Source organism: Variovorax sp. Soil_C_39 (assembly GCF_057656815.1).
Genome location: NZ_JBDGJQ010000008.1, coordinates 76,407 through 98,405, shown reverse-complemented (window position 1 = coordinate 98,405; position 21,999 = coordinate 76,407). Strand labels below are relative to the sequence as shown.

The window sequence follows — 21,999 nt, the reverse complement described above, 5'->3', positions numbered from 1 at the left end:
GGGCGGGCCGATGCGACAATTGCGCTCCCATGACCGACACCCTCACCCTCACCCGCCCCGACGACTGGCACCTTCATGTGCGCGACGGCGCCGCCCTCGAAGCCGTGGTGCCGCACAGCGCCCGCCAGGTCGGCCGCGCGCTGATCATGCCCAACCTGCGCCCGCCCGTGACGACCGCCGCGCAGGCCGTGGCATACCGCGACCGCATCCGCGCGGCTGTGCCCGCGGGCGCCGCCTTCGAGCCCGTGATGTCGCTCTACCTGACCGACAAGCTGCCGCCCGAAGAGATCGCCCAGGCCGCCGCGGCCGGCGTGCGCGCGCTCAAGCTCTACCCGGCCGGTGCGACCACCAACAGCGATGCCGGCGTGACCGACATCCGCCACACCACCAAGACGCTCGAGGCGATGCAGAAGCATGGCCTGCTGCTGCTGGTGCACGGCGAAGTGACCGACCCGGCGGTCGACCTGTTCGACCGCGAGGCCGTCTTCATCGACCGCGTGATGATCCCGCTGCGGCGCGACTTTCCCGAACTCAAGGTGGTGTTCGAGCACCTCACCACGAAGGAGGGCGCGCACTACGTGCGCGATGCGGGGCGCTTCACGGCGGCCACCATCACGGCGCACCACCTGCTCTACAACCGCAACGCGATCTTCACCGGCGGCATCCGCCCCCACTACTACTGCCTGCCGGTGCTCAAGCGCGAGACGCACCGCGTCGCGCTGGTCGAAGCCGCCACCAGCGGCAGCGACCGCTTCTTCCTCGGTACCGACAGCGCACCGCATCCGGCGCACTTGAAGGAGCATGCGCTCGGCTGCGCCGGTTGCTATACCGCGCTGACCGCCATCGAGCTCTATGCCGAGGCTTTCGACAACGTAGGCGCGCTCGACAAGCTCGAGGGCTTCGCGAGCTTCCACGGCGCCGACTTCTACGGCCTGCCGCGCAACAGCGACACCATCACGCTGAAGCGCGAAACCTGGACCGTGCCCGAGACCGTGCCCTACGGCGAGGCCACGCTGAAGCCGCTGCGCGGCGGCGAGACCGTGGCTTGGAGGCTCGCATGACGCCCCCGCTGCGGGTGATGCTGCTGATCGATGCCGACAACGTCTCGGCCGACGTCATCGAGCAGGCCGTGCAGCGCACGCTGGCCGAGTACGGCGCGGTGCATGTGCGCCGCGCCTACTGCAATGCCGAGACGGCACTCAAGCAGCAGGCGCTCTTCAAGCGGCTGTCGGTGCGCCCGATGGTCAATCTCTCGGCCGGCAAGAACAGCACCGACATCGCACTCGCGGTCGACGCGATCGACCTTGCGATGGCCGAGCGGCCCGACGTGGCGGTGCTGGTGTCGTCCGATTCCGATTTCGCGCCGCTCGTGATCCGGCTGCGCGAGAAGGGCTGCCGCGTCTGCGGCCTCGGCCAGCAGGGCAAGACGGGCGAAGAAACGGTGGCGGTCTACGACGACTTCACCGACCTGCAGCACCAGGGTGCACCGGTTGCGCCGCGCGCCGCGCCGGCCCGCAAGGCGGCGGCGAAGCGTGCGCCTGCTGCCAAGTCCGCCGCCGCGCCGGCAGCGAAGGTTGCTGCTGCCAAGGCGCCCGCCAAGACGGCGCGCAAGGTCGCCAAGGCCGTCGCGCCCAAGCCGGTGCCGAGGCCGCCGGTGTCCGAGGCCGCCGAGTTCATCCTGCGGGCCGCGCCGGCGCTGCTCAGCGGTGTCGACGTGCCGCTCAACGACGTGGCCCAGGCGCTGCGTGCCGCCGGGCTGCTCGGCAAACATGGCAGCTCGCTCAAGCTGTTCGACAAGCTGCCCGCGGAGTTTGCCGTTCTGCAGCACCCCGACCGCATCCGCTGGACCGGGGCCGCCGCGCCTTGATGAGCCCGGCGGCGATCGACTGGTCGCAGCCCTGGCTGGCGCCCTATCGCGCCATCGGCGAGGCAGCGGCGCAGACCGCCGCGGCCGGCGTCCCGGTCGCCGACGCACTGCAGCAGTTCGCCACGCCGGGCCGCACGCCCGCCTTCGTCGTGCAATCGGCGCTGCCGCCGGGCCAGGCCTACGAAGCCCACATCTTCGAAACCCGCACCGTTCCCACGCGCGACAACCTCCACGACTTCTTCAACGGGCTGGTCTGGCTGGCCTTTCCCGAAACCAAGCGCCGGCTCAACGCACTGCAGGCGGCCGAGATCGCCCGCACCGGCATCGGCGCCACGCGCGGCCCGCTGCGCGACGCATTGACGCTGTTCGACGAGAACGGTGCGCTGCTCGATGCGCCCGCGCCGCTCTGGGACGCGCTGCTGTCGCGCGACTGGCCCACGCTTTTCGTCGCGCGGCGCGCGCTGTGGTCGGAGGCGCGGCTCGTGGTGTTCGGCCATGCGCTGCTCGAGAAGCTCGTCGCGCCGCGCAAGGCGGCCACGGCGCATGTGCTGTGCGTGCCGCCGGGGCTGGCCGCGCGCGCCGGGCTGGTGCAGGACGCGGCGCTCGCGCACAGCCTCGATGCGCAGTGGCTGGCGCGCAAGCCGTTCGCGCCGCTGCCGGTGCTGGGCGTACCGGGCTGGTGTGCCGACAACGCAGCCGCCGATTTCTACGACGATCCGAAGGTCTTCCGGCAGGGTCAGTAGAACTTTTGCTCCTATCATCGCTCTACCCGCAGCCCGCGGTGCACGCCGTCCGCCAGAACAACCACAAGAATTCGACGGCCGATCCTGCATGGCTTGAAGAGGGCCGCGGGGCCCTCATCTAGGCGGTAGCGTTCCCCCACGGAGAATCCAACTTGAAACGTATTGTTCTGTTCGTCCTGACCAACGTGATGGTCGTCGCGGTGCTCGGCATCGTCGCGAGCCTGCTCGGCGTCAACCGCTATCTCACGGCCAACGGGCTCAACCTCACGGCGCTGCTCGGCTTCGCGCTGATCATGGGCTTTGGCGGCGCGATCATCTCGCTCTTGATCAGCAAGCCCATGGCCAAGTGGACGACCAAGCTGCACATGATCGACAACCCCCAGACGCCCGACGAGGCCTGGATCGTCGGCACGGTGCGCAAATTCGCCGACAAGGCCGGCATCGGCATGCCCGAGGTCGGCATCTTCGAGGGCGAGCCCAACGCCTTCGCCACCGGCGCGTTCAAGAACTCGTCGCTGGTCGCGGTGTCCACCGGCCTGCTACAGGGCATGACGCGCGAAGAGGTCGAGGCCGTCATCGGCCACGAGGTGGCGCACATCGCCAACGGCGACATGGTCACGATGACGCTGATCCAGGGCGTGATGAACACCTTCGTGGTGTTCCTCTCGCGCGTGATCGGCTATGCGGTCGACAGCTTCCTGCGCCGCGGCGACGACCGTTCGTCGGGCCCCGGCATCGGCTACTACGTGAGCACCATCGTGCTCGACATCTTGCTGGGCTTCGCCGCCGCCATCGTGGTGGCCTGGTTCTCGCGCCAGCGCGAGTTCCGCGCCGACGCCGGTGCCGCCGCGCTCATGGGCAACCGCCAGCCGATGATGAATGCGCTCGCGCGCCTGGGCGGCCTGCCGGCCGGCGAACTGCCCAAGGCCGTCGAGGCCATGGGCATCACGGGCAGCATGGGCAAGCTGTTCGCCACGCACCCGCCGATCGAGGAGCGCATCGCGGCGCTGCAGAACGCGCGCGGCTGAACTGACTGCCCGGCCAACGAAGAAAGCCGCCACGGTTGCCCGTGGCGGCTTTTTTTCTTTCTTTTTGGCGCTGCCGCGTCAGTACGAGCGCAGCGAGATGCCCCAGCGCCCGGCCACGCGCGTGGCGATCCACAAATTGCGATGCGTGCTGAGCACTGCGCCGGACGCATCCTCGCGCGTGTAGACCACGACGAAATGCACCTTGTCGGCGCTGGCGAGCACCGCGTCCTTCGACTGGTAGCGCGTGCGGCGCCACCCCGCGGCCTGGAGCTTCTCGAAGAAGTCGGCTGGATGGTGGCCAGGCGCCTGCCATTCGAGCCGGTCCGCGCCAGAGAGCATGAGGTGCGGAAAGTGCAACTCGCCGTCCATGCCCGCGGTGTCGCAGGCATTGAAGCGCTCGGTGAAGCGGTCGAGACACAGGGCGGCTTCGCGGACCGCCTCGGCTTCGGCCTCGCCGGCAGAGGCCGCCGGCGCCACGAAGCGTGCGAAGTCGGTCATCGAGTTTGCCGTAGCGCTTGGCGCGTGCCGGTCAGGCGGCCGCGGGCGCCGCGGGCTGTCGCTCGGCGCGTGCGCGTGCGAGCGTGGCGGCCACTTCCTTGGCGTCCATGCCGTACATCTCGGCGAACGCCTGTTCGCTGTCGCGCCCACTTGCCTCGAAGGCACGCAGCAGCGCCTCGCGCTTGGCGGCCTGGCGCCCCAGTTCGGCCAGCGCCTCGTCGAGCACGGCATTGGTGTCCTCGTCGCGCGAGCGCACCAGCACGGCATAGGCCTCGCGGTCGAGGCCCGAGGCTTCCACTGCGCGGGCGATGCGGGCCACCAGCTGCGGGCGCAGGTCTTCGCCGGGGTTGCGCTGCGCGCGACGGCGGTGCAGCTCGAGGATGGCGTGATGCACATGCTCGGGCGCGACCGGCTCCACCACGTTGCCGTCGAGGTCGTGGCGCGGATGGCCCGCGGCCACGGCCTCGAGATAGCGCGTGGAGCGCGCATGCAGGCCGAGCCCGACCTTCAACTCGTCCTTCTTGAACACGTCGGCATGCTTGTCGAGCAGGTCCTGGAACACGCCGAGCTTGAGCGGCAGGAAGCGCGCGCCGAACAGGTTCGGATAGAGCTCGAACAGCTTCTCGAGCGCCGGATGCACCTTGCGGCCGCGCGACGCCTGCTGCTGCTGCGGCGGCTGCTGCTTCTGCTGCTGGTTTTGCGGCTGCCCGGACTGCCCGGGATTGCGCCTCTTTCTCTGTTGCTGGCGCGGCTGCTTCTGCGCCGCGCTGCCGTCGGCTTCCGCCGGCTGCTGGACTTCCTGGATCTGTTCTTCTTGGGGCGTGGCGGTGTCGGTCATCGGTCGGTGGTCAGGTTGTCGGCGGCACAAAAAATAGGGTCCCGCGCATTCAGCGCGGGCGGAACATCTTGAAGAGATTGTCGGCGCTGATCTCGAAATAGTCGGCCGGCCCGCCGCCGCGCAGGATCGGCTGGGCCGCGGCGGTGTCGTAGATGCCGTTCTTCAGCAGGTGCCGTGCGATGTGCACGCCCACCACTTCGCCGAGGACGAGCCAGGTGGGCACCGGCACGCCGTCGACGCCTTCGAGCTGCAGCAGCTGGGTGAGCCTGCATTCGAACGACACCGGGCTTTCGGCCACGCGCGGCACCGCGATGGTGCGCGATGCCGCGGGCGTGAGGCCGGCGAGTTCGAACTCGTTCACTTCGGGCGGCACGGCGGCGCAGGAGCGGTTCATCTGCTCGGCCAGCGGCCGCGTGGCCAGGTTCCAGCCGAACTCGCGCGTCTGGCGGATGTTGTGCAGGCTGTCCTTGGCGCCGATGCTCGCGAAGCCCACGATCGGCGGCGTGTAGTTGAAGGCGTTGAAGAAGCTGTAGGGCGCGAGGTTGAGCACGCCGTTGTCGTCCTGTGACGAGATCCATCCGATCGGCCGCGGACCGACCATGGCATTGAACGGGTCGTGCGGCAGGCCGTGGCCCTTGGCCGGCTCGTAGAAATGGAAGTCGTCGCGCGTCATGGTGGCGGTGGTGCTCAGGTTCCGGTCGCGCTGCGCGCCACGGCTTCGGCCACCTTGATGCCGTCGACGCCGGCCGAGAGGATGCCGCCGGCGTAGCTCGCGCCTTCGCCGGCCGGGTAGAGGCCGCGCACGTTGAGGCTCTGGAAGTCGTCGCCGCGCGTGATGCGGATCGGAGACGAGGTGCGCGTCTCGACGCCCGTGAGCACCGCATCGTGCAGGTCGAAGCCCTTGATCTTGCGGCCGAAGGCGGGAAAGGCCTCGCGCATCGCCTCGATGGCATAGGGCGGCAGCGCCTGGTGCAGGTCGGTGGGCGTGACGCCGGGTTTGTACGACGGGGTCACGCTGCCGAGCGCGGTCGACGGCCGGCCGGCGACGAAGTCGCCCACCAGCTGGCCTGGTGCGCGGTAGTCGCCACCGCCGAGCACGAAGGCATTCGATTCGAGTTCGCGCTGCAATGCGATGCCGGCGAGCGCATCGCCGGGCACCTCGGGCGTCCAGCCCGGGAAGTCGCGCGGCTCGATGCCCACGACGATGCCCGCGTTGGCGTTGCGCTCGTTGCGCGAATACTGGCTCATGCCGTTGGTAACCACGCGGCCCGGCTCGCTGGTGGCCGCCACCACGGTGCCGCCGGGGCACATGCAGAAGCTGTAGACCGAGCGGCCATTGCTCGCGTGGTGCACCAGCTTGTAGTCGGCCGCGCCGAGCAGCGGATGCCCCGCATGGCGACCCCAGCGCGCGCGGTCGATGAGGCCCTGCGGGTGTTCGACGCGAAAGCCGATCGAGAACGGCTTGGCATCGATGTGCACGCCGCGCGCGTGCAGCATCTCGAAGGTGTCGCGCGAACTGTGGCCGAGCGCCATCACCACATGGTCGGCGCGCAGTTCGCTGCGCTGGCCGGTGGTCTGGTCGAGCACGGTCAGGCCGCGGAGCTGACCGCTCTCGATGTGCACGTCGGTCACGCGCTGCTCGAAGCGGATCTCGCCGCCGAGCGCCACGATCTGCTCGCGGATGTTCTCGACCACCTTCACGAGCTTGAAGGTGCCGATGTGCGGATGCGCGACGTAGAGGATCTCGGGTGGCGCACCGGCCTTCACGAACTCTTCCATCACCTTGCGCCCGAGGAAGCGCGGGTCCTTGATCTGGCTGTAGAGCTTGCCGTCCGAAAAGGTGCCGGCACCGCCTTCGCCGAACTGCACGTTCGACTCGGGGTTCAGCACGCTCTTGCGCCACAGGCCCCAGGTGTCGCGGGTGCGCTGGCGCACCGTCTTGCCGCGCTCGAGCACGATCGGGCGGAAGCCCATCTTCGCGAGCATCAGCGCGGCAAAGATGCCGCAGGGGCCGAAGCCGATCACCACCGGCCGCGGCGCGCCCTCGGGCGCATGCACCGGCGGCGTGTAGCGCATGTCGGGCGCGCTCTGGATGTGCGGGTTGCCGGCGTGGCGCGCGAGCACGGCGGCTTCGCCTGCCGGGTCGGCCAGCTGTACGTCGCAGATGTAGACCGTGCGCAGGTCGGCCTTGCGCGCATCGAAGCTGCGCTTGTAGACCGTGTGCGAGGCGATGGCCGCGGGTTCGACGCCGAGCGTGCCGGCGACCAGCGCGGGCAGTGCGTCGTCGGCATGGCCGAGCGGGAGTTTGAGTTCGGAGATTCTCAGCATGGCGTGGGGCTTGTGTTTATCAAGCAGACCGCGGATTTTAGGGGGTCGCGCCCCGGCGGGCGCCGACCGGGGGATTCAGGCCGGGAGGAAGCCTTCGACCGAGAGGTAGCGCTCGCCGGTGTCGTAGTTGAAGCCCAGCACCACCGCATCGGGTGCGAGCGAGGGCAGCTTCTGCGCGATGGCCGCGAGCGTCGCGCCCGAGGAGATGCCCACGAGCATGCCTTCCTCGACCGCGCAGCGGCGCGCCATTTCGCGTGCCGGCTCGGCATCGACCTGCAGCACGCCGTCGAGCACCGAGGTGTCGAGGTTGTTCGGGATGAAGCCCGCGCCGATGCCCTGGATCGGATGCGGCGAGGGCTGGCCGCCCGAGATCACCGGCGATGCCACGGGCTCGACCGCGAACACCTGCAGCTTCGGCCACTTCTTCTTGAGCACCTTTGCCACGCCGGTGATGTGGCCACCCGTGCCCACGCCGGTGATCAGCACGTCGATGCCCTCGGGGAAGTCGGCCGCGATCTCTTCGGCCGTGGTGCGCATGTGCACCTCGACATTGGCAGGATTGTTGAACTGCTGCGGCATCCAGGCGCCGGGCGTGCCGGCGACGATTTCCTCGGCCCGCGCGATCGAGGCCTTCATGCCGCCCGCGCGCGGCGTCAGGTCGAAGGTGGCGCCGTAGGCCAGCATCAGGCGGCGGCGCTCCAGCGACATGCTGTCGGGCATCACGAGCACCAGCTTGTAGCCCTTGACAGCCGCGACCATCGCAAGGCCGATGCCGGTGTTGCCCGAGGTCGGCTCGACGATCGTGCCGCCGGGCTTCAGCGCGCCGGATTTCTCGGCTTCTTCCACCATCGCGAGCGCGATGCGGTCCTTGATCGAGCCGCCGGGATTGGCGCGCTCGGACTTGATCCACACCTGCTGCTTCGCCTCGCCGAACAGGCGCTGGATGCGGATGTGCGGCGTGTTGCCGATGGTCTGGAGGATGTTCTGGGCCTTCATTGCTGGATCTCCTTGGAGTAGGACCTGGTGTCGGTTTGGGGACGGTCGACCGCCATTGTGGAACGGTCGGCGGGCGCTGCGAAGGCATGGAGCGATAATCCTTGTGTGAAGCACGCCAGACCGCCGCTGGTGCAAGTGCCGAAAGGCCGCACTGGAGGAACGTCCGGACTGCACAGGACAGCGCAGGAGTTAACGACTCTCCACCGTGAGGTGAGGATCAGAGCAACAGAGACGAGCCGATTCAGTTCGGGTGAAACGGGCAATCTCTGCGCGCAGCAACACCAAGTAGGCCAGTATCGAGGTGGTTCCGCTGAGCTGGCGGGTAGGTGGCATCGAGCCGTCTGGTGACAGGCGGCCCAGAGTAATGGCGGTCACGCCGAGGGCTTCGCAAGAGGCCTTCGGCGCACAGAATCCGGCTTATCGGCGGGCTTCACACTTTCTTTCGCACGGGCGCTCCGAAACGGCGCCCGCGCCCCCTCAGCGGGTGAAGAGCCAGCCGCCCTTGGGCTGGCGCGCCAGTTCGTGGCGCCGCACGGCGCGCTCCTCGCCGTCGTCGCCCACGTAGACGACCTCGAAGCGCAGCCGCTTCGGCGACACCATCTTCCAGTTCTGCATCCGCTTGACGGTCACGCAGGCCGTCCTGTCGTGGTATTGCATGCCCGCCATCGGCCCGCCCTGGAAGCCGGTGCCGTCGAACAGCCGGCCGGGCGCAGCAAAGGGGTTGAGCACGGCGCCGTTGCGCGCGGTGATGCAGCCTTCGGTGCGCACGAACGATTCGATGGTCGGTGCGGCGCTGCGCACCACGCGGGCCACCGCCGGGCTCGGCGGGCTGGCGGCGATCACCTCGCGGATGCGTTCGACCTGCGCCTCGGTGATCGGCGCCAGGCCGCTGGGCGACACCACCGGCGGCGGGGCGGACGACGGCGGATCGCTCGGCGGCAGCAGCGGTGCCAGCAGCGGGGCCAGGTAGCTGCAGCCCGCCAACGCCAGCGGCACGGTGCAGGCAAGTGCGGCGCGTCCGGAACCGAACTTCATCCTTGTCTCCTTGGTTGAACGTGTCCTGTCGTCGATGGCGCGCGCGGCCCGCCTTCAGAAGCGCTCGTGCGGCGTGAGATAGCGCCACTGGCCCGGCAGCAGCCCCGCCAGCGGCACACGGCCGATGCGGATGCGCCGCATCGCGAGGATGCGCAGCCCGGCCTGGTCGCACAGGTGCGCGATCTGCCCGGGCCGCGGGCCCTTGATGGCAAAGCGCAGACCGGTCTGGTCGGGTGCCTGGCGGCCGATGCTCACGCGCGCGGTCGAGCGCTCGAAGCGCGCGAGCTGCTCGGGCGAGACCGCGCCCGCCACGTCGACCATCACCTCGTGCTCGAGGATGCCGGCGTCCTCTTGCAGCTTGCGCTCGATGCGCCATTCCTGCGTGTAGACCACGAGCCCGCTCGCGCCGCTTTCGAGCGGCGTCATGCAGCGCTGCGCGCGCGCGTGCGCGGGCAGGAAGCGCAGGCCCGCGCGCTCGGGCTCGTGGTGGTTGGCCGCCACGAGCAACTGGTGCGCGTTGTCGGTCGGCATGCCCGCGGGCTTGTGCAGCAGCAGCGTGACCGCCACCACCGGCTCGGGCTTGGCGCCGGCTTCGATCTCGACCTGCTGGTGCGGCTGCACGCGCGACTGCGGCAGCAGCGCCGGCACGCCGTCGACGCGCACCGCGCCGTTCTCGATCAAGAGCTCGGCCTCGCGGCGCGAGCAGCCCGCGAGCGCGGCCACGCGCTTGGCAAGGCGGATACCTTCGTCTTCGTTGCGAGCACCCTTCATGGTGCTGCCGCCGCCGTGCGTTGGCGGATGCGCGCCACATGCGCGGCCAGCGAGCGGGCTGCCACCGGCCACAGGCGTTCGGGCACGTCGTCGTAGGCCAGCGGCAGCCAGTCGTCGGGCGTGCCGTCGGGCAGCTTCTCCATCGCCTGCGCGATCTTGGCCTCTCGCTTCAGCCGGTGCGCCTTGAGCTGCGCGATGGCGCGGCGCGCGCTGCCGATCACGTAGCCGTGCGCGGGCAGGATGAAGTCGATGCCGCCGGCCTCGCAGGCTGCGTCGAGCTGGTCGAGCGAATCGAGGTAGGCGTTCATGTCGCCGTCGGGCGGATCGACCACCGTGGTGCTGCCGTTGAGGATGTGGTCGCCCGAGAACAGCAGCCCGTCTTCTTCGAGCACCAGGCACAGGTGGTTCGCGGCATGGCCCGGCGTGTGGACCGCGCGCAGCGTGTGGGTCACGGCCTCGCCCGTGGCCGAGCTGCCCGACAGCACCAGGCGTTCGCCGTCGGCCAGTTCGCGTTCGGCCACGAAACGCGCCGAGGCGCGCGCGGTGGCTGCCGACGACAGGCCGACGATCGGCGGCCGGGCCTGGCACAGCGCCTGCAGCGGCGCGGCGCCCGGCGAGTGGTCGGCATGCGAATGGGTGCAGACGATCATGCGCACGTCGCCGTGCGTGGCGCGCCACAGGCGCTCGATGTGCGCCGCATCGTTCGGGCCGGGGTCGATCACGATGTAGCCCGTGGCCGCCTCGCCGACGATGTAGCTGTTGGTGCCCGGCCCGGTCATCGCGCTCGGGTTGCCAGCGGTCAGGCGCTGCACGTTGGCGAGCAGCGGCACCGGTCGCTCGTTCTGCCAGTCGAGCGCGTGCAGCAGCTGGCCGTCGGGGCACACCAGCGCGAGTTCGCCGTAGGGCGATTCGTGTTCCATGTAGCGCGTGTCCAGCCCGCCGAGCAGGCCGGCGCGCGGGCAGCTGGTCCACAGCGGCCGCTCGGTGCCGCCCTGTGGACCGCAGGCTTCGAGCACCGCATCGACGCTCGCGTAGGCCGCCAGCCGCTGCAGCGTGCGCACGGTCGGAAAGATCATGAAGAAGCTGCCGGCGTCGTGCCGCGCGAGCGCGTCGGCCGGGCGCACCCAGCAGGGCTCGAACTGCTCGCTCTCGTCGGCAGAGGGCGTCTGGCCCTCGGGCATGCGGGCGACCAGGAAAGGCACATCGAAGCGCCGCGGCAGGTCGCGGTCGGTAACCCAGTGCGCCAACGTGAACACCTGGTCGCTCGCGAGCACCAGGCCCCGCTCGGCGCATTGTGCGACGAAGGAAATCGGAGAGGTGGTGCTGCGGTCCATGGCGGCGATGTCCGCGGCGTTTGCGGGCCGGCCGTCGGCATGGCGCGCGAGCAGCACGCCGAGCTCCTCGAAGCCTTCGCGGATGGCCGCGACGGCCTGGGTGAGCTGCAGGTCGGTCTGCGTCGGGCGCCGCGAGGCGATGAGCCCGGCGGCCGCGTCGGCCGGGTCGATCTGCCCGCCCGGGAACACATAGGCTCCCGGTGCGAAGCTGGCGGTGGCGGAGCGGCGTGTCATCAGCACTTCGATGCCGGCCTCGGAATCGCGCAGCAGCAGCACGGTGGCGGCGGCGCGCACGGGCGCGGGCTCGCGTGCGGGGTGGAGTTGTTGTGTGGGGCGAACCATGCGGCGATTATGGAGAGATGCCGCAGCGCGCGTGCGGAGTGCATAAGCTCATGCCGCATCCGGCATGAGCCGCGCGCCACAATTCCGCTTTGCACCGCCCGCCTCGAGGAAAGACAGCCATGATCCATTTTCCCTTCTCGCGCCTGTTGTCCATCGCCCTGTTCGCCACCGCATCGGCCCCCGCGCTGGCCCAGGCCCCCACCGACTGGCCGCAGCAGCCGGTCACGCTGATCATGGGCTTCCCGGCCGGTTCGGGCGTCGACGTGGTGGCCCGCGCGATCCAGGAACCGCTGGCCAGGCAGCTAGGCAAGCAGGTCGTCATCGACTACAAGTCGGGCGCGGCCGGCAACATCGCGAGCGAGTACGTCGCCCATGCCAAGCCCGACGGCTACACGCTCTCGTTCGGCACCGCGGCCACGCACGGCAGCAATGCCGCGCTCTACAAGAAGCTGCCGTTCGACGTGGAAGCCGACTTCGTGCCGGTGGCGCCGGTGCTCGACGTGTCGAACGTGCTCACCATCAATGCCGACGTGATGAACGTGCGCACGTTGAAGGAGTTCGTCGAGCTCGTCAAGGCCAACCCCGGCAAGTACAACTATGCGTCCACCGGCAACGGCGCGGGCACGCACATGGCCTTTGCCGAGTTCAATTCGCGCCTCGGCCTGGACATGGTGCACGTGCCCTACAAGGGCGGGCCCGAGGCCATCACCTCGGTGGTGCGCGGCGAGACCTGCTGCATCATGAACCAGGTGCAGACGGTGCTGCCGCACTACAAGGCCGGCAAGGTGCGCCTCCTGGGCGTGACCACGGCCAAGCCGGTGACGGCAGTGAAAGAGGTGCCCACCATCGCTTCCAGCGGCCTTGCGGGCACCCGGGGCTTCGACAGCTCGATCTGGTTCGGCATCTTCGCACCCAAGGGCACCGAGGCGCGCATCGTCGACAAGCTCAATGCCGCGGTGAAGGCCGTGCTCGAGCAGCCCGAGATCCGCGAGCGCTTCGAGGCCCAGGGCAACACGGTGCGCATCGAGTCGCCCGCGCAGTTCAAGAAGACGGTGCACGACAACCGCGTGAAGTGGGCCGAGGTGGCCAAGGCGGCGAACATCAGCATCGATTGAGGCGGGGCTCGGCGGCGGGGCGGTTGCGCCGCGCGGGCAGCGTCATCGCCATGACGCCGGCCACGGTGCAGGCCAGCCCGAGCCATGCGGTGGGCGCGAGCCGCTCGCCCAGGAAGACGACACCGATCGCCACGCCGACCGGCACCCGCAGATAGGCCTGCGCGGCCGTGGCCATCGGCCCCAGCGTGCGGATGAGCCGGAAATAGATCGTGAAGGCCACGGCCGTCGACAGCACCGCCAGTGCGAGCACCGCGAGCACCGACGCGGCGGACGGCACCAGCGTCCAGGGGCGATCGATCGCCAGGCTGGCGGGCAGCAGCATCACCGAGCCGCACAGCAGCGAGCCCGCCGCGGGCACCATCGGGTCGAAGCCCTTGAACACGCGGCCGAACATGGCCGCGCCGCCGTAGCAGATGGCGGCCACCACCAATGCGACCTGCGCGAGCAGCGCGCGCCCGATCCCGCCCAGGGCCTCCGCACCCACGACCAAGCAGATGCCTGCGAGCCCGGCGCCCACGCCCAGCAGACGGCGCAGCGTCGGCGGTTCGGTGCCGCGCAGGCCGAGGCCCAGCAGGAAGATGAAGATCGGCGAGGTCGAGTTGAGGATGGTCGCAAGCCCCGCGTCGACGCTGCGCTCGGCCCAGGCGATGAGCGTGAAGGGCAGCACGCTGTTCAGCACGGCCTGCAGCATGAAGCGGCGCCAGATGGCGGCGTCGCGCGGCAGCCGCACCCCGCGCAGCCGCAGCACCGCGAGCAGCAGCAGCCCCGCCACCAGCGTGCGCGCGGCGATCAGCGTGATGGGCGGGATCGTGGCCACGCCGACCTTGATGAAGGTGTACGAGGCGCCCCAGAGCACGGCAAGCAGCGCGAGAAGCGCCCATTCGGTGGGCAGGTGGGGCAGTGTCTTTTTCATGGTGCACCGATGGTCGCCACCCGGCGCGGCGCACGCTTCGCTCCAGGCCGAAGCGTGCGCGCCGCATGCACCGGGTTGCGCGCGGGTATCCTCGAATTCCCTTCGATGCCGTGAAAGAACCGATCGCCATGCCCTCGCTCCTGCTGCGCCGCGTGCGTCCCGCCGGCCTTGCGCCCGATGTTCCCGTCGATGTGCTCGTGCAGGATGGCCGCATCGCGGCGGTGGGCCCAGCCCTGGCCGCGCCGGCCGGCACGCCCGTCGAGGACGGCGGCGGCGCCTTGCTGCTGCCCGGCCTCGTCGAAAGCCACACCCACCTCGACAAGACGCTCTGGGGCATGGACTGGTACCGCAACGAAGTGGGGCCCCAGCTCACCGACCGGATCGAGAACGAGCGCGCCTTCCGGCATGCGAGCGGGCACGACGCCGCCGTGCAGTCTCTGGTGCTGGCCAAGGCCTTTCTCGCGCTCGGCACCACGCGGCTGCGCACGCACGTCGACATCGACACGCAGGCCGGCCTGCGCCACCTCGACGGCACGCTGCGCACGCGCGAGGCGATGCGCGCGGTGCAGCAGATCCAGGTGGTCGCGTTTCCGCAGTCGGGCCTGCTCGGGCGGCCGGGCACGGCCGAACTGCTCGACCAGGCGCTGGCGCGCGGTGCCGACGTGCTCGGCGGGCTCGACCCGTGCGCCATCGATGGCGACCCGGTGCGTTCGCTCGACCTGTTGTTCGGCCTGGCCGAGAAGCACCAGCGCCCGCTCGACGTCCACCTGCACGAGCCCGGCGCCATGGGTGCGTTCTCGCTCGACCTGATCCTGCAGCGCACGGCCGCGCTCGGCATGCAGGGCAGGGTGGCGATCAGCCACGGCTTCTGCCTGGGCGACATCGCCGAGCGCGAGCGCGACGCGCTGCTCGCGCGCATGGCCGCGCTGGGCGTGGCGTTGATCACCAGCGCATCGCCGTCGCGCACCGTGCCGCCGCTCATCGCCTGCCGGCAGGCCGGCGTGACGGTTTGTGGCGGCAACGACGGCATCCGCGACACCTGGTCGCCCTACGGCAGCCCCGACATGCTGGAGCGCGCGATGTTCATCGGCATGCGCTACAACCTGCGCCGCGACGACGAGATTGATGTCGCGCTCGACACCGTCACGCATGCCGGCGCGCGCGGCTGCGGCTTTGCGCACTACGGCCTCGAAGCCGGCTGCCGCGCCGACCTGGTGCTGGTCGATGCCCAGACCGCCCCGCACGCGGTGGTCGCGCGGCCGCTGCGCAGGCTCGTGGTGGCGGGCGGGCGCATCGTGGCGCGCGATGGCGTGCTCGAGGCCGGCGTGGCCGCGCTCTGACCCTCACGGCGGCATGCGCGACGGACTGACCGCCTTCCATTGGTGCGGCGATGCGATCCGCAGCCGCAGCGTGAGCGACGCCGTGCATGTCGGCACGCTCGACGTGCCCGCCCCGCCCGCGCGACTCGTGGCCGACTGGGAACGCGAGATCGCGACGCGCCTCTTTCTCGAGCCCGGCGACGTCGAGCCCCTGCCGCTGGCGCGCGCGCGCATGCGCTGGCCCGACCATGGCCGCTCGGTGCAGGCGATGGCCGACTGGCTCGCCGCGCTCGGCATGCCCGGCGTGCTCGACGGCAGCGCGCTGGCGCTCATGGCCTGCCGCGGCGCCCGGTACCACCACGACGCCGAGCAGTACGGCAGCGCCGTCTTCTGCAACCTCTTCATGAGCGACGACAAGGGGCTCGACGTGCACTTTCCCGACGTCGGCCTGCGCGTGCCGCTGGCCAGGGGCACCGCGCTGGTCTTCGACACCGCGCAGCCCCACGCCGTGGTCCGGCGTGGCAGCAGCGGCTTCGATGCTGCGCACTTCGCGGCGGGGAGTGACGTGACGCAGTGCTTTCTGAGCTGGGAGCTGCCCGTGGCGAACCCCGATGTCGCGCGCGCGCTGCGCATCGCGTTCGACACCGATCCTGCGGCCGCGGCGCAGTTCGACGAAGCGCAGGTCCGGCAGAACGGCGCCCGCGTTCACGTGTGCCCGGCCACGGGCCGCTGGCTCACAGCAGCGGGCTGAACCACGCGTGCGGGCGCAGGCATTGACCCCTGCCGAGGCGGGTGAACTAAGGCATGCACTCGATGCGTTCGATGATGCTGTCGCGTGAGCACGGCGCGACGCGGACGACTACCTTTGTTGCAGATCTTGCGCGGCGCGCGGCACGGCCCAGTACATCGATGGATTGAACGGGATTCCACGCGTAGACGCTCCCAGGGCGCCGCCAGAGACTCCGCTTCCCTGAGTGGGGGAGCCATTTTCAAAGGAGTTGGCACATGGAAAAAGACAAGCAGTTCACCATCCTCTCGTTCGTCGGCGGCGGCATACGAGGCTTGATGTCGGTCACGATTCTCGAGAAGCTCTACAAGCGATTTCCGGGTCTTATCGAGCACACCGACCTGATTGCCGGATGCTCGACCGGCTCGATCATCACGAGCGAGCTTCTCGCGGGAAAGAAGCCGCAGGACCTGATCGATTTCTTCACCGATCCCAAGGGCGAACTCGGCTTCTACAACGCCATGAGCACCAATCCCAAAGCGCCCGCCTATTCGATCCAGAAGGTCTACGACTCGCAGTTCCTGCTGCACGGCCCGCTGAAGGTGGACGAACTGCAGCGTAAGAAGGCATTGTTCGTGACCTTCAATGTCGGCAAGCTCGAAACCTCCTCCGAGGGCGTCATGACGCCCGTTCCCTGGCAGCCCGTGATGTACACCAACATGATCCCGGGCCACGGCGACGTGGAGATCGCCAAGGCCGCGACCTCGAGCGGCGCCATGCCGGGGCAGCTCGGCTCGTACGAGGGCAACGTCGACGGCGCCTTCTTCAACCACGATCCGACGGTCGCGGCCATCTCGCTGGCCGTGCGCGCCGGGCACAAGCTCGAGAACATCGTGGCGATCACCATCGGCACCGGGCTGATGTACGACTGGATCGCAAGCGACACCGGCGACTGGGGCGCCGACCAGTGGATGAACGGCGTCGCCGATCCGTTCAACAGCACGCCACCCTTTCTCATGAACCAGTCCAAGCCCGGGCCGATCCTCGACATGTGCCTCAACGGCACCTCGACCGAGCTCATGCCGATGCTGGCCGGCATGCTGCTTGGCGACCGCTATGTGAACATCAACCCGCGGCTGCCGTTCTTCATTCCCGAGAACACGACCTACCAGCAGGCCATCGACCTGCTGCAGGAAAAGGGCCGAACCGCCGACACGGCGCGCGCCGAGGCATTGATCGAAGCGTACTGGTGGGACCACCTGCCCGACGGCCCCGTCGAGCAGGTGGCCAGCTCCGGCACCGGGAAGAAGGGCGCTGCTGCAGCAACGGCTGTGCCCCGGGCGGCGTCGGCCGGCAGCTCGGCGAGCACGCTGAACCTCGGGCCGTACTGCATCCAGCACATGAGCGGCAACCAGTACGTACTCGACGTCGACAATGGCAGCACCGACAAGGGCACGCCAGTGATCGGCTTCGGCGCCAAGCCCACGGGAACCGAGAACCAGCAATGGCGCTTCGTTCCGGCAGGGCCCGAGGCACCGGGCTGGTGGTACCTGCAGACGATGATGGGCACCGACTACGTCATGACGCTGCAGCCGCACGCCACGAGCGGGTCGGGGCCCATCGTGATGCAGCCCATCTCGGCGGCCGACGCCGACACGCAGCTGTGGAGCCTGCAGCCGACCGAAGAGCTGGGCTACTGGTACATCCAGAGCAAGTACGGCGCGAGCAACAAGCAGGCGTCCGCGGTCATTGAGCTCGATGGCGATGCCTCGGCCGCGCCGGCGCTCGCCAATCCGATCAGCTTCACCGGATTCGAGACGCAGGCCTGGGGCTTCAAGCCGGTCTAGCGGCAGCCGTCAGGCGGCACAGCGCCGGCGCGCGCCTCTTCAATCCCACGCCGGCGACAGCCCGGCCGGATCGGTCAGGCGCTCGCCGCGCTCGAGCGCCGCGATCTGCGCCATCTCCGGGTCCGTCAGGCGAAGCTGCCGCGCCGCGAGGTTGCTTTCGAGGTTCGCGCGCTTCGTCGAAGACGGGATCACCGCATGGCCGAGCTGCATCGCCCACGCCAGCACCACCTGCGCGGTGGTGGCATTGCCGTGCGCCTTCGCGATCGCCCCGATCACCGGGTCGCCGAGCACCTTGCCGTAGGCCAGCGTCATGTACGAGGTGATGTGGATGCCCTGGCTCTGGGCGAAAGCGGCCACCCTGCGGTTCTGCAGGTAGGGATGCAGTTCGATCTGGTTGGTGGCGATCTCCTTGGCGCCCACGGCCGCAATGGCTTCCTTCATGAGCGCGATGTTGAAGTTCGACACGCCGATCAGCCGCGTGAGTCCCTGCGCCCTGGCCTCGGCCAGCGCGCCCATGAACTCGGCCACGGGCACCGCATGGCCCGGAGAGGGCCAGTGGATCAGCGTGAGGTCGACCTGCTCGGTGCGCAGCTTTGCGAGGCTCTGCTTCAGGCTCGGGATCAGCTTGTCGTTGGCGTAGTTGTCGGTCCAGATCTTGGTGGTGATGAAGAGGTCGCCGCGCGGCACACCGCTTTCCGCGATGGCCTGTCCCACCTCGGCCTCGTTGCCGTAGATCTGCGCGGTGTCGATCGCGCGGTAGCCCAGGTCGAGCCCGTTCTTCACCGAGTCGATCACCACCTGTCCCTTGAGGCGGAAGGTGCCGAGGCCGAAGGCGGGAACCGACGTGCTGTCGGCGGCGTTGGAGGTCTTGGGGTTGGTGGTCGTCATGGTCGCGTTCCTTTGTGCGTTGGAATCAATCAGGAAAGAAAAAAGAAGAAGAGGAATCAGTGGCCCACCGCCACCGGGCCTGCTGCTGCGCGCACCGGAATGCCGGCACGGCGGTCGAGCGTTCCGCTCCATTGCGTGAGCGCCAGCGACACCAGCACCACCAGTGCGCCGATCCATGGCGTGTGCATCAGCCCCAGGTGGGTCACGATCAGCCCGCCGGCCCAGGCCGCACCCGCAATGCCCAGGTTGAAGGCCGCGATGTTCAGGCCCGAGGCCACGTCCACCGCCTGCGGCGTGAAGCGTTCGGCCTGCTTCACCACGTACACCTGCAGCCCCGGCACGTTGCCGAATGCGACCGCGCCCCACATCAGCACCGCGGCCAGCGCGAGCCACTTGTGCGGCGCCGCGAAGTTGAAGACCAGCAGCACTGCGGCGAGCAGCGCGAAGATGATCTTCAGCGCCGGGATCGGCCCCATGCGGTCGGCCAGCCGGCCGCCCCAGATGTTGCCCAGCGCCACCGACACACCGTACACCAGCATCACCCAGCCGACCGCGCCGGCGCTGAATCCCGACACCTCGGTAAGGATCGGCGCGAGGAACGTGAACGGAATGAACGAGCCGCCATAGCCGATCGCCGTCTTGGCATACACCAGCAGCAGCCGCGGCTCCGCCAGCACCCTGGCCTGCTGCGCCAGCGAAGCCGGTGGCGTGTGGCGGATGTTGCCGGGCACGAAGATCCAGCTGCCCACGAAGGCGAGCACGCCGAGCGCCGAGACCGCCAGGAAGGTTTCGCGCCAGCCGAAGTGCTGCCCGATGAAGGTGCCCAGCGGCACGCCCGTGACCAGCGCCACCGTGAGGCCCGTGAACATGACGGCGATCGCGCTCGCGGCCTTGTCCTTCGGCACCAGGCCGGTCGCGATGGTCGAGCCGATCGAGAAGAAGACCCCATGCGCCAGGCCCGTGAGCACGCGCGCAGCGATCAGCGATTCATAGCCCGGCGCCTGCCACGCAAGCAGGTTGCCCACGGTGAACAGCGCCATCAGCCCGAGCAGCAGCGCCTTGCGCGGCAGCCGGCCCGTGAGCGCGGTGAGCACCGGCGCGCCGATGGCCACGCCCAGTGCATAGAGGCTGACCAGCAGGCCGGCCGACGGAAGGCCGATGCCGAGGTCGGCAGCGACGGTGGGGAGCAGGCCGACGATGACGAACTCGGTCGTCCCGATGGCGAAGGCGCTCAGGGTGAGCGCGAAAAGGGCAATGGGCATGAGGCACTCTTTCTGTGACAAGGAGGAGTGTGTGACGTTTGTCTTTGCAGAATAAGCAGGTTCCAGGCAGAAGATACTTGCCTGAAACTCAAGAATCGCGTCGCGCTACGATGCCGTTGCACTTGCAGACACGAAAGAACGGCAGGCCGATGCAGAACACCCGACAGCAACCCCCCACTGGTTTCCATTCCGCGAGCGGGCGCCGCACGGCGAAGTCCCTGACCGGCGCGGCGCTCCTTTTTGCAACCGTGTTCCTCGCGGCTTGCCAGACCCAACCCGAATTCCGACCGCTCACCTCCGAAGTCCCGCCGCCGCCGACCTTCGTGACCGTGCCCGCCGACCCTGGATGCCAGGCCACCCAGGCGAGCTACGCGCTCGGCCGTCCAGTCGCGCAGCCGCTGCTCGAGGAACTGCTCTCGCGCACCGGATCGAGCACCGTGCGAACGTCCGCCCCCGGCGAGCCACTGCCGGCGCCGGCCGATCCGAAGCGGCTCAATGTCGACGTCGATGCGCAGGGCCGCATCGCCGGCGCGCGCTGCGGCTGAATCGGATAATGCCGCGATGACCTCCATCGCGCTCGACTGCTACTACAGCCTCTCGTCCCCGTGGGCCTACCTCGGCGGGCCCCAATTGCAGGACATCGTGCGCCGCCACCATGTGCGGCTCGCGCTCAAGCCCTACGACTTCCAGGCGGTGGTGCCGCAGACCGGCGGCATTCCGCTGAAGACGCGGCCCGAGCCGCGCCGCACGTACCACGCGCTCGAACTGGCGCGCTGGCGCGACTTCCTCGGCATGCCGCTCAGCCTCGAGCCGGCCTACTACCCGAAGGGCGCGGCGGTCGACCCGAACTGGAACAAGTACCCGGGCTGGATGGTGATCGCCGCTCAACTGCAGGGGCTCGATGCGCAGCCGCTCTCGCATGCGCTGCTGCGCGCGCTGTGGGCCGAGGAGCGCGACACCTCGCAGGCCGAGGTTCGCATTGCGGTGGCGAACGAAAACGGCTACGACGGTGCCTCGCTACAGGCGCAGGAGCAGTCGGCCGAAGTGCTCGCGGTGTACCGCGCGAACAGCGCCGAAGCCGTCGAGGCGGGCGTGTTCGGCGCGCCGACCTTCATCCTGAACGGCGAGCGCTTCTGGGGCCAGGACCGCCTGGCATTCCTCGACCGGGCGCTCGACCGCCTGCGCGCGCAGCAGCGGGGCTGATCAGCCCGCCAGCACCGACCGCGGCAGCAACGCAGGCACGAGCGTGCGGTTCAGCCGTTCGCGCCACCAGCGCAGCGCCTGCCCTTCGGCGCCGGTCTTCCATGCGAGCCAGAACGCCTCGGGTGCGCGCGGTTCCTCGGTCGGCAGCTCGACCAGCGTGCCGCGCGCCAGTTCGCCCGCGATGCAGGCGCGTGGAAGGAAGCCGTGGCCCAGGCCGGCGGCCTGGCAGGCAATCTTCGTGGCCATGGAGGGCACGGTGATGCGCGGCTGCCCGGCGAGCAGGCCGACGGTGCGGTCCGACAGCGTGCGCGCGCTGTCGCCCACGACGATCGCATTGCACTCGATCAGGTCGCCGCGCTGCAGCGGGCGCTTGAGCCGCGTGAGCGGATGGCTCGGTGCCACGCAGAACGCAAACTCGAGGCTTCCCACCATCGCCGCCTGGTAGCCACCGCCCGCGGGGCCCTCGCCCGCGGCGATGACGAGGTCGGCGCGGCCTTCGCGCAGCGCCTCCCAGGTGCCGGTGAGGGCCTCGCAACCCACGCGCAGCCGCGTGCCGCAGCGCAGCGCCTCGAAGGCGTGGATGTCGCCGATGAGCGATGGCGTGGGAATGATCGAATCGTGCACCAGCCGCAGCTCCGACTCGAAGCCGGTGGCGATCTGCCGCATGCGCGATTCGAGATCGCTCGCGGCATTCAGCAGCCAGCGGCCCTCCTTGAGCATCTCTTCGCCCGCGGCCGTGAGATGGACGCGCGGGCCGTGGCGCTCGAACAGCCGCATGCCGAGCTGCTCTTCGAGCTTGCCCACGGCGTACGAGATGGTGGACGGCACCTTGTTGAGCCGCGCGGCGGCGGCGGCGAAGGAGCCATGGCGCGCAATGGCGTCGACGACTTCGATGGCTTCGAGGCTGAGCTTGAGCACGCGGGGTCCTCCGAAAATCAATGTTCG

The 21,999-nt window shown here is 69.5% G+C and carries 22 protein-coding genes and 1 other RNA gene; 11 read left to right on the top strand and 12 right to left on the bottom strand.

The window, feature by feature from the left end; all coding sequences use genetic code 11:
• Positions 1-29 precede the first annotated feature (29 nt).
• The 4 genes from pyrC to htpX all read left to right on the top strand — a co-directional run bounded on the left by pyrC (position 30) and on the right by htpX (position 3,638).
• Complete coding sequence (pyrC, locus tag AC3A6J_RS20110; RefSeq protein WP_487861748.1) at positions 30-1,061, top strand: dihydroorotase; 1,032 nt, start codon at positions 30-32, stop codon at positions 1,059-1,061.
• Positions 1,058-1,867, top strand: a complete 810-nt coding sequence (locus tag AC3A6J_RS20105) for an NYN domain-containing protein (RefSeq protein WP_487861747.1) — start codon at positions 1,058-1,060, stop codon at positions 1,865-1,867. Before pyrC ends, AC3A6J_RS20105 begins: the two co-directional genes overlap by 4 nt.
• Positions 1,867-2,610, top strand: a complete 744-nt coding sequence (locus AC3A6J_RS20100; protein ID WP_487861746.1) for a DUF3025 domain-containing protein — start codon at positions 1,867-1,869, stop codon at positions 2,608-2,610. The genes AC3A6J_RS20105 and AC3A6J_RS20100 overlap by 1 nt, the downstream gene beginning before the upstream one ends.
• Positions 2,611-2,762: 152 nt before the next feature.
• Positions 2,763-3,638, top strand: a complete 876-nt coding sequence (htpX, locus tag AC3A6J_RS20095) for a protease HtpX (RefSeq protein ID WP_487861745.1) — start codon at positions 2,763-2,765, stop codon at positions 3,636-3,638.
• A gap of 78 nt (positions 3,639-3,716) precedes the next feature.
• On the opposite strand, the gene AC3A6J_RS20090 is transcribed toward htpX, so the two are convergent.
• The 5 genes from AC3A6J_RS20090 to cysK all read right to left on the bottom strand — a co-directional run bounded on the left by AC3A6J_RS20090 (position 3,717) and on the right by cysK (position 8,298).
• Entirely contained in the window at positions 3,717-4,136 is a 420-nt protein-coding gene (locus AC3A6J_RS20090; RefSeq protein ID WP_487861744.1) for a hypothetical protein, read from the bottom strand.
• Positions 4,137-4,167: 31 nt separating this feature from the next.
• Positions 4,168-4,974 carry a ProQ/FINO family protein gene (locus AC3A6J_RS20085; RefSeq protein ID WP_487861743.1) on the bottom strand — a complete coding sequence of 269 codons (807 nt, stop codon included), beginning with the start codon at positions 4,972-4,974 and terminating at the stop codon, positions 4,168-4,170.
• Between the two features lie 49 nt (positions 4,975-5,023).
• Positions 5,024-5,647 (bottom strand): flavin reductase family protein, encoded by a 624-nt coding sequence (locus tag AC3A6J_RS20080; RefSeq protein WP_487861742.1) that lies wholly within the window; start codon positions 5,645-5,647, stop codon positions 5,024-5,026.
• Between the two features lie 14 nt (positions 5,648-5,661).
• Positions 5,662-7,302 (bottom strand): NAD(P)/FAD-dependent oxidoreductase, encoded by a 1,641-nt coding sequence (locus tag AC3A6J_RS20075; RefSeq protein ID WP_487861741.1) that lies wholly within the window; start codon positions 7,300-7,302, stop codon positions 5,662-5,664.
• Between the two features lie 75 nt (positions 7,303-7,377).
• Positions 7,378-8,298, bottom strand: coding sequence for a cysteine synthase A (gene cysK / locus AC3A6J_RS20070; protein WP_487861740.1), 921 nt, complete (start codon positions 8,296-8,298; stop codon positions 7,378-7,380).
• Between the two features lie 107 nt (positions 8,299-8,405).
• Between cysK and rnpB the strand changes: the two genes are divergently transcribed.
• Positions 8,406-8,734, top strand: an RNA gene (gene rnpB, locus AC3A6J_RS20065) — RNase P RNA component class A.
• A gap of 41 nt (positions 8,735-8,775) precedes the next feature.
• Here the strand turns inward: rnpB and AC3A6J_RS20060 are convergent.
• From AC3A6J_RS20060 to AC3A6J_RS20050, 3 genes are read right to left on the bottom strand one after another with little or no spacing between them, the layout of a single operon-like run.
• Positions 8,776-9,333: a hypothetical protein gene (locus AC3A6J_RS20060; protein WP_487861739.1), complete on the bottom strand. Its 558-nt coding sequence runs from the start codon at positions 9,331-9,333 to the stop codon at positions 8,776-8,778.
• A gap of 54 nt (positions 9,334-9,387) precedes the next feature.
• On the bottom strand, positions 9,388-10,104 hold the full coding sequence (locus AC3A6J_RS20055; RefSeq protein ID WP_487861738.1) for an RNA pseudouridine synthase: 717 nt from the start codon (positions 10,102-10,104) through the stop codon (positions 9,388-9,390).
• On the bottom strand, positions 10,101-11,780 hold the full coding sequence (locus AC3A6J_RS20050; RefSeq protein ID WP_487861737.1) for an MBL fold metallo-hydrolase: 1,680 nt from the start codon (positions 11,778-11,780) through the stop codon (positions 10,101-10,103). The genes AC3A6J_RS20055 and AC3A6J_RS20050 overlap by 4 nt, the downstream gene beginning before the upstream one ends.
• A 119-nt stretch (positions 11,781-11,899) precedes the next feature.
• Between AC3A6J_RS20050 and AC3A6J_RS20045 the strand changes: the two genes are divergently transcribed.
• On the top strand, positions 11,900-12,895 hold the full coding sequence (locus AC3A6J_RS20045) for a Bug family tripartite tricarboxylate transporter substrate binding protein (protein ID WP_487861736.1): 996 nt from the start codon (positions 11,900-11,902) through the stop codon (positions 12,893-12,895).
• Here the strand turns inward: AC3A6J_RS20045 and AC3A6J_RS20040 are convergent.
• The gene (locus tag AC3A6J_RS20040; RefSeq protein ID WP_487861735.1) at positions 12,882-13,808 is read right to left on the bottom strand and encodes a DMT family transporter; all 927 of its coding nucleotides are present in this window, start codon (positions 13,806-13,808) and stop codon (positions 12,882-12,884) included. The two genes, AC3A6J_RS20045 and AC3A6J_RS20040, sit on opposite strands and share 14 nt — an antisense overlap.
• A 128-nt stretch (positions 13,809-13,936) precedes the next feature.
• Between AC3A6J_RS20040 and AC3A6J_RS20035 the strand changes: the two genes are divergently transcribed.
• From AC3A6J_RS20035 to AC3A6J_RS20025, 3 genes are all read left to right on the top strand, one after another.
• A complete protein-coding gene (locus tag AC3A6J_RS20035; RefSeq protein WP_487861891.1) occupies positions 13,937-15,148 on the top strand; it encodes an amidohydrolase family protein in 1,212 nt (403 codons plus the stop codon).
• 13 nt (positions 15,149-15,161) lie between these two features.
• A complete protein-coding gene (locus tag AC3A6J_RS20030) occupies positions 15,162-15,878 on the top strand; it encodes a hypothetical protein (RefSeq protein ID WP_487861734.1) in 717 nt (238 codons plus the stop codon).
• A gap of 254 nt (positions 15,879-16,132) precedes the next feature.
• Complete coding sequence (locus tag AC3A6J_RS20025) at positions 16,133-17,701, top strand: patatin-like phospholipase family protein (RefSeq protein WP_487861733.1); 1,569 nt, start codon at positions 16,133-16,135, stop codon at positions 17,699-17,701.
• Between the two features lie 39 nt (positions 17,702-17,740).
• Here the strand turns inward: AC3A6J_RS20025 and dkgB are convergent, their stop codons facing one another.
• Both dkgB and AC3A6J_RS20015 read right to left on the bottom strand, forming a co-directional pair.
• On the bottom strand, positions 17,741-18,589 hold the full coding sequence (gene dkgB / locus AC3A6J_RS20020; RefSeq protein WP_487861732.1) for a 2,5-didehydrogluconate reductase DkgB: 849 nt from the start codon (positions 18,587-18,589) through the stop codon (positions 17,741-17,743).
• Positions 18,590-18,645: 56 nt separating this feature from the next.
• Entirely contained in the window at positions 18,646-19,851 is a 1,206-nt protein-coding gene (locus AC3A6J_RS20015; protein WP_487861731.1) for an MFS transporter, read from the bottom strand.
• Between the two features lie 149 nt (positions 19,852-20,000).
• On the opposite strand from AC3A6J_RS20015, the gene AC3A6J_RS20010 reads away from it, so the two are divergent.
• Together AC3A6J_RS20010 and AC3A6J_RS20005 are read left to right on the top strand one after the other, a co-directional pair.
• On the top strand, positions 20,001-20,396 hold the full coding sequence (locus AC3A6J_RS20010; RefSeq protein ID WP_487861730.1) for an I78 family peptidase inhibitor: 396 nt from the start codon (positions 20,001-20,003) through the stop codon (positions 20,394-20,396).
• Positions 20,397-20,412: 16 nt separating this feature from the next.
• Positions 20,413-21,054, top strand: coding sequence for a DsbA family protein (locus AC3A6J_RS20005; RefSeq protein WP_487861729.1), 642 nt, complete (start codon positions 20,413-20,415; stop codon positions 21,052-21,054).
• On the opposite strand, the gene AC3A6J_RS20000 is transcribed toward AC3A6J_RS20005, so the two are convergent.
• Positions 21,055-21,972, bottom strand: coding sequence for a LysR family transcriptional regulator (locus tag AC3A6J_RS20000; RefSeq protein ID WP_487861728.1), 918 nt, complete (start codon positions 21,970-21,972; stop codon positions 21,055-21,057).
• Positions 21,973-21,999: the final 27 nt, after the last annotated feature.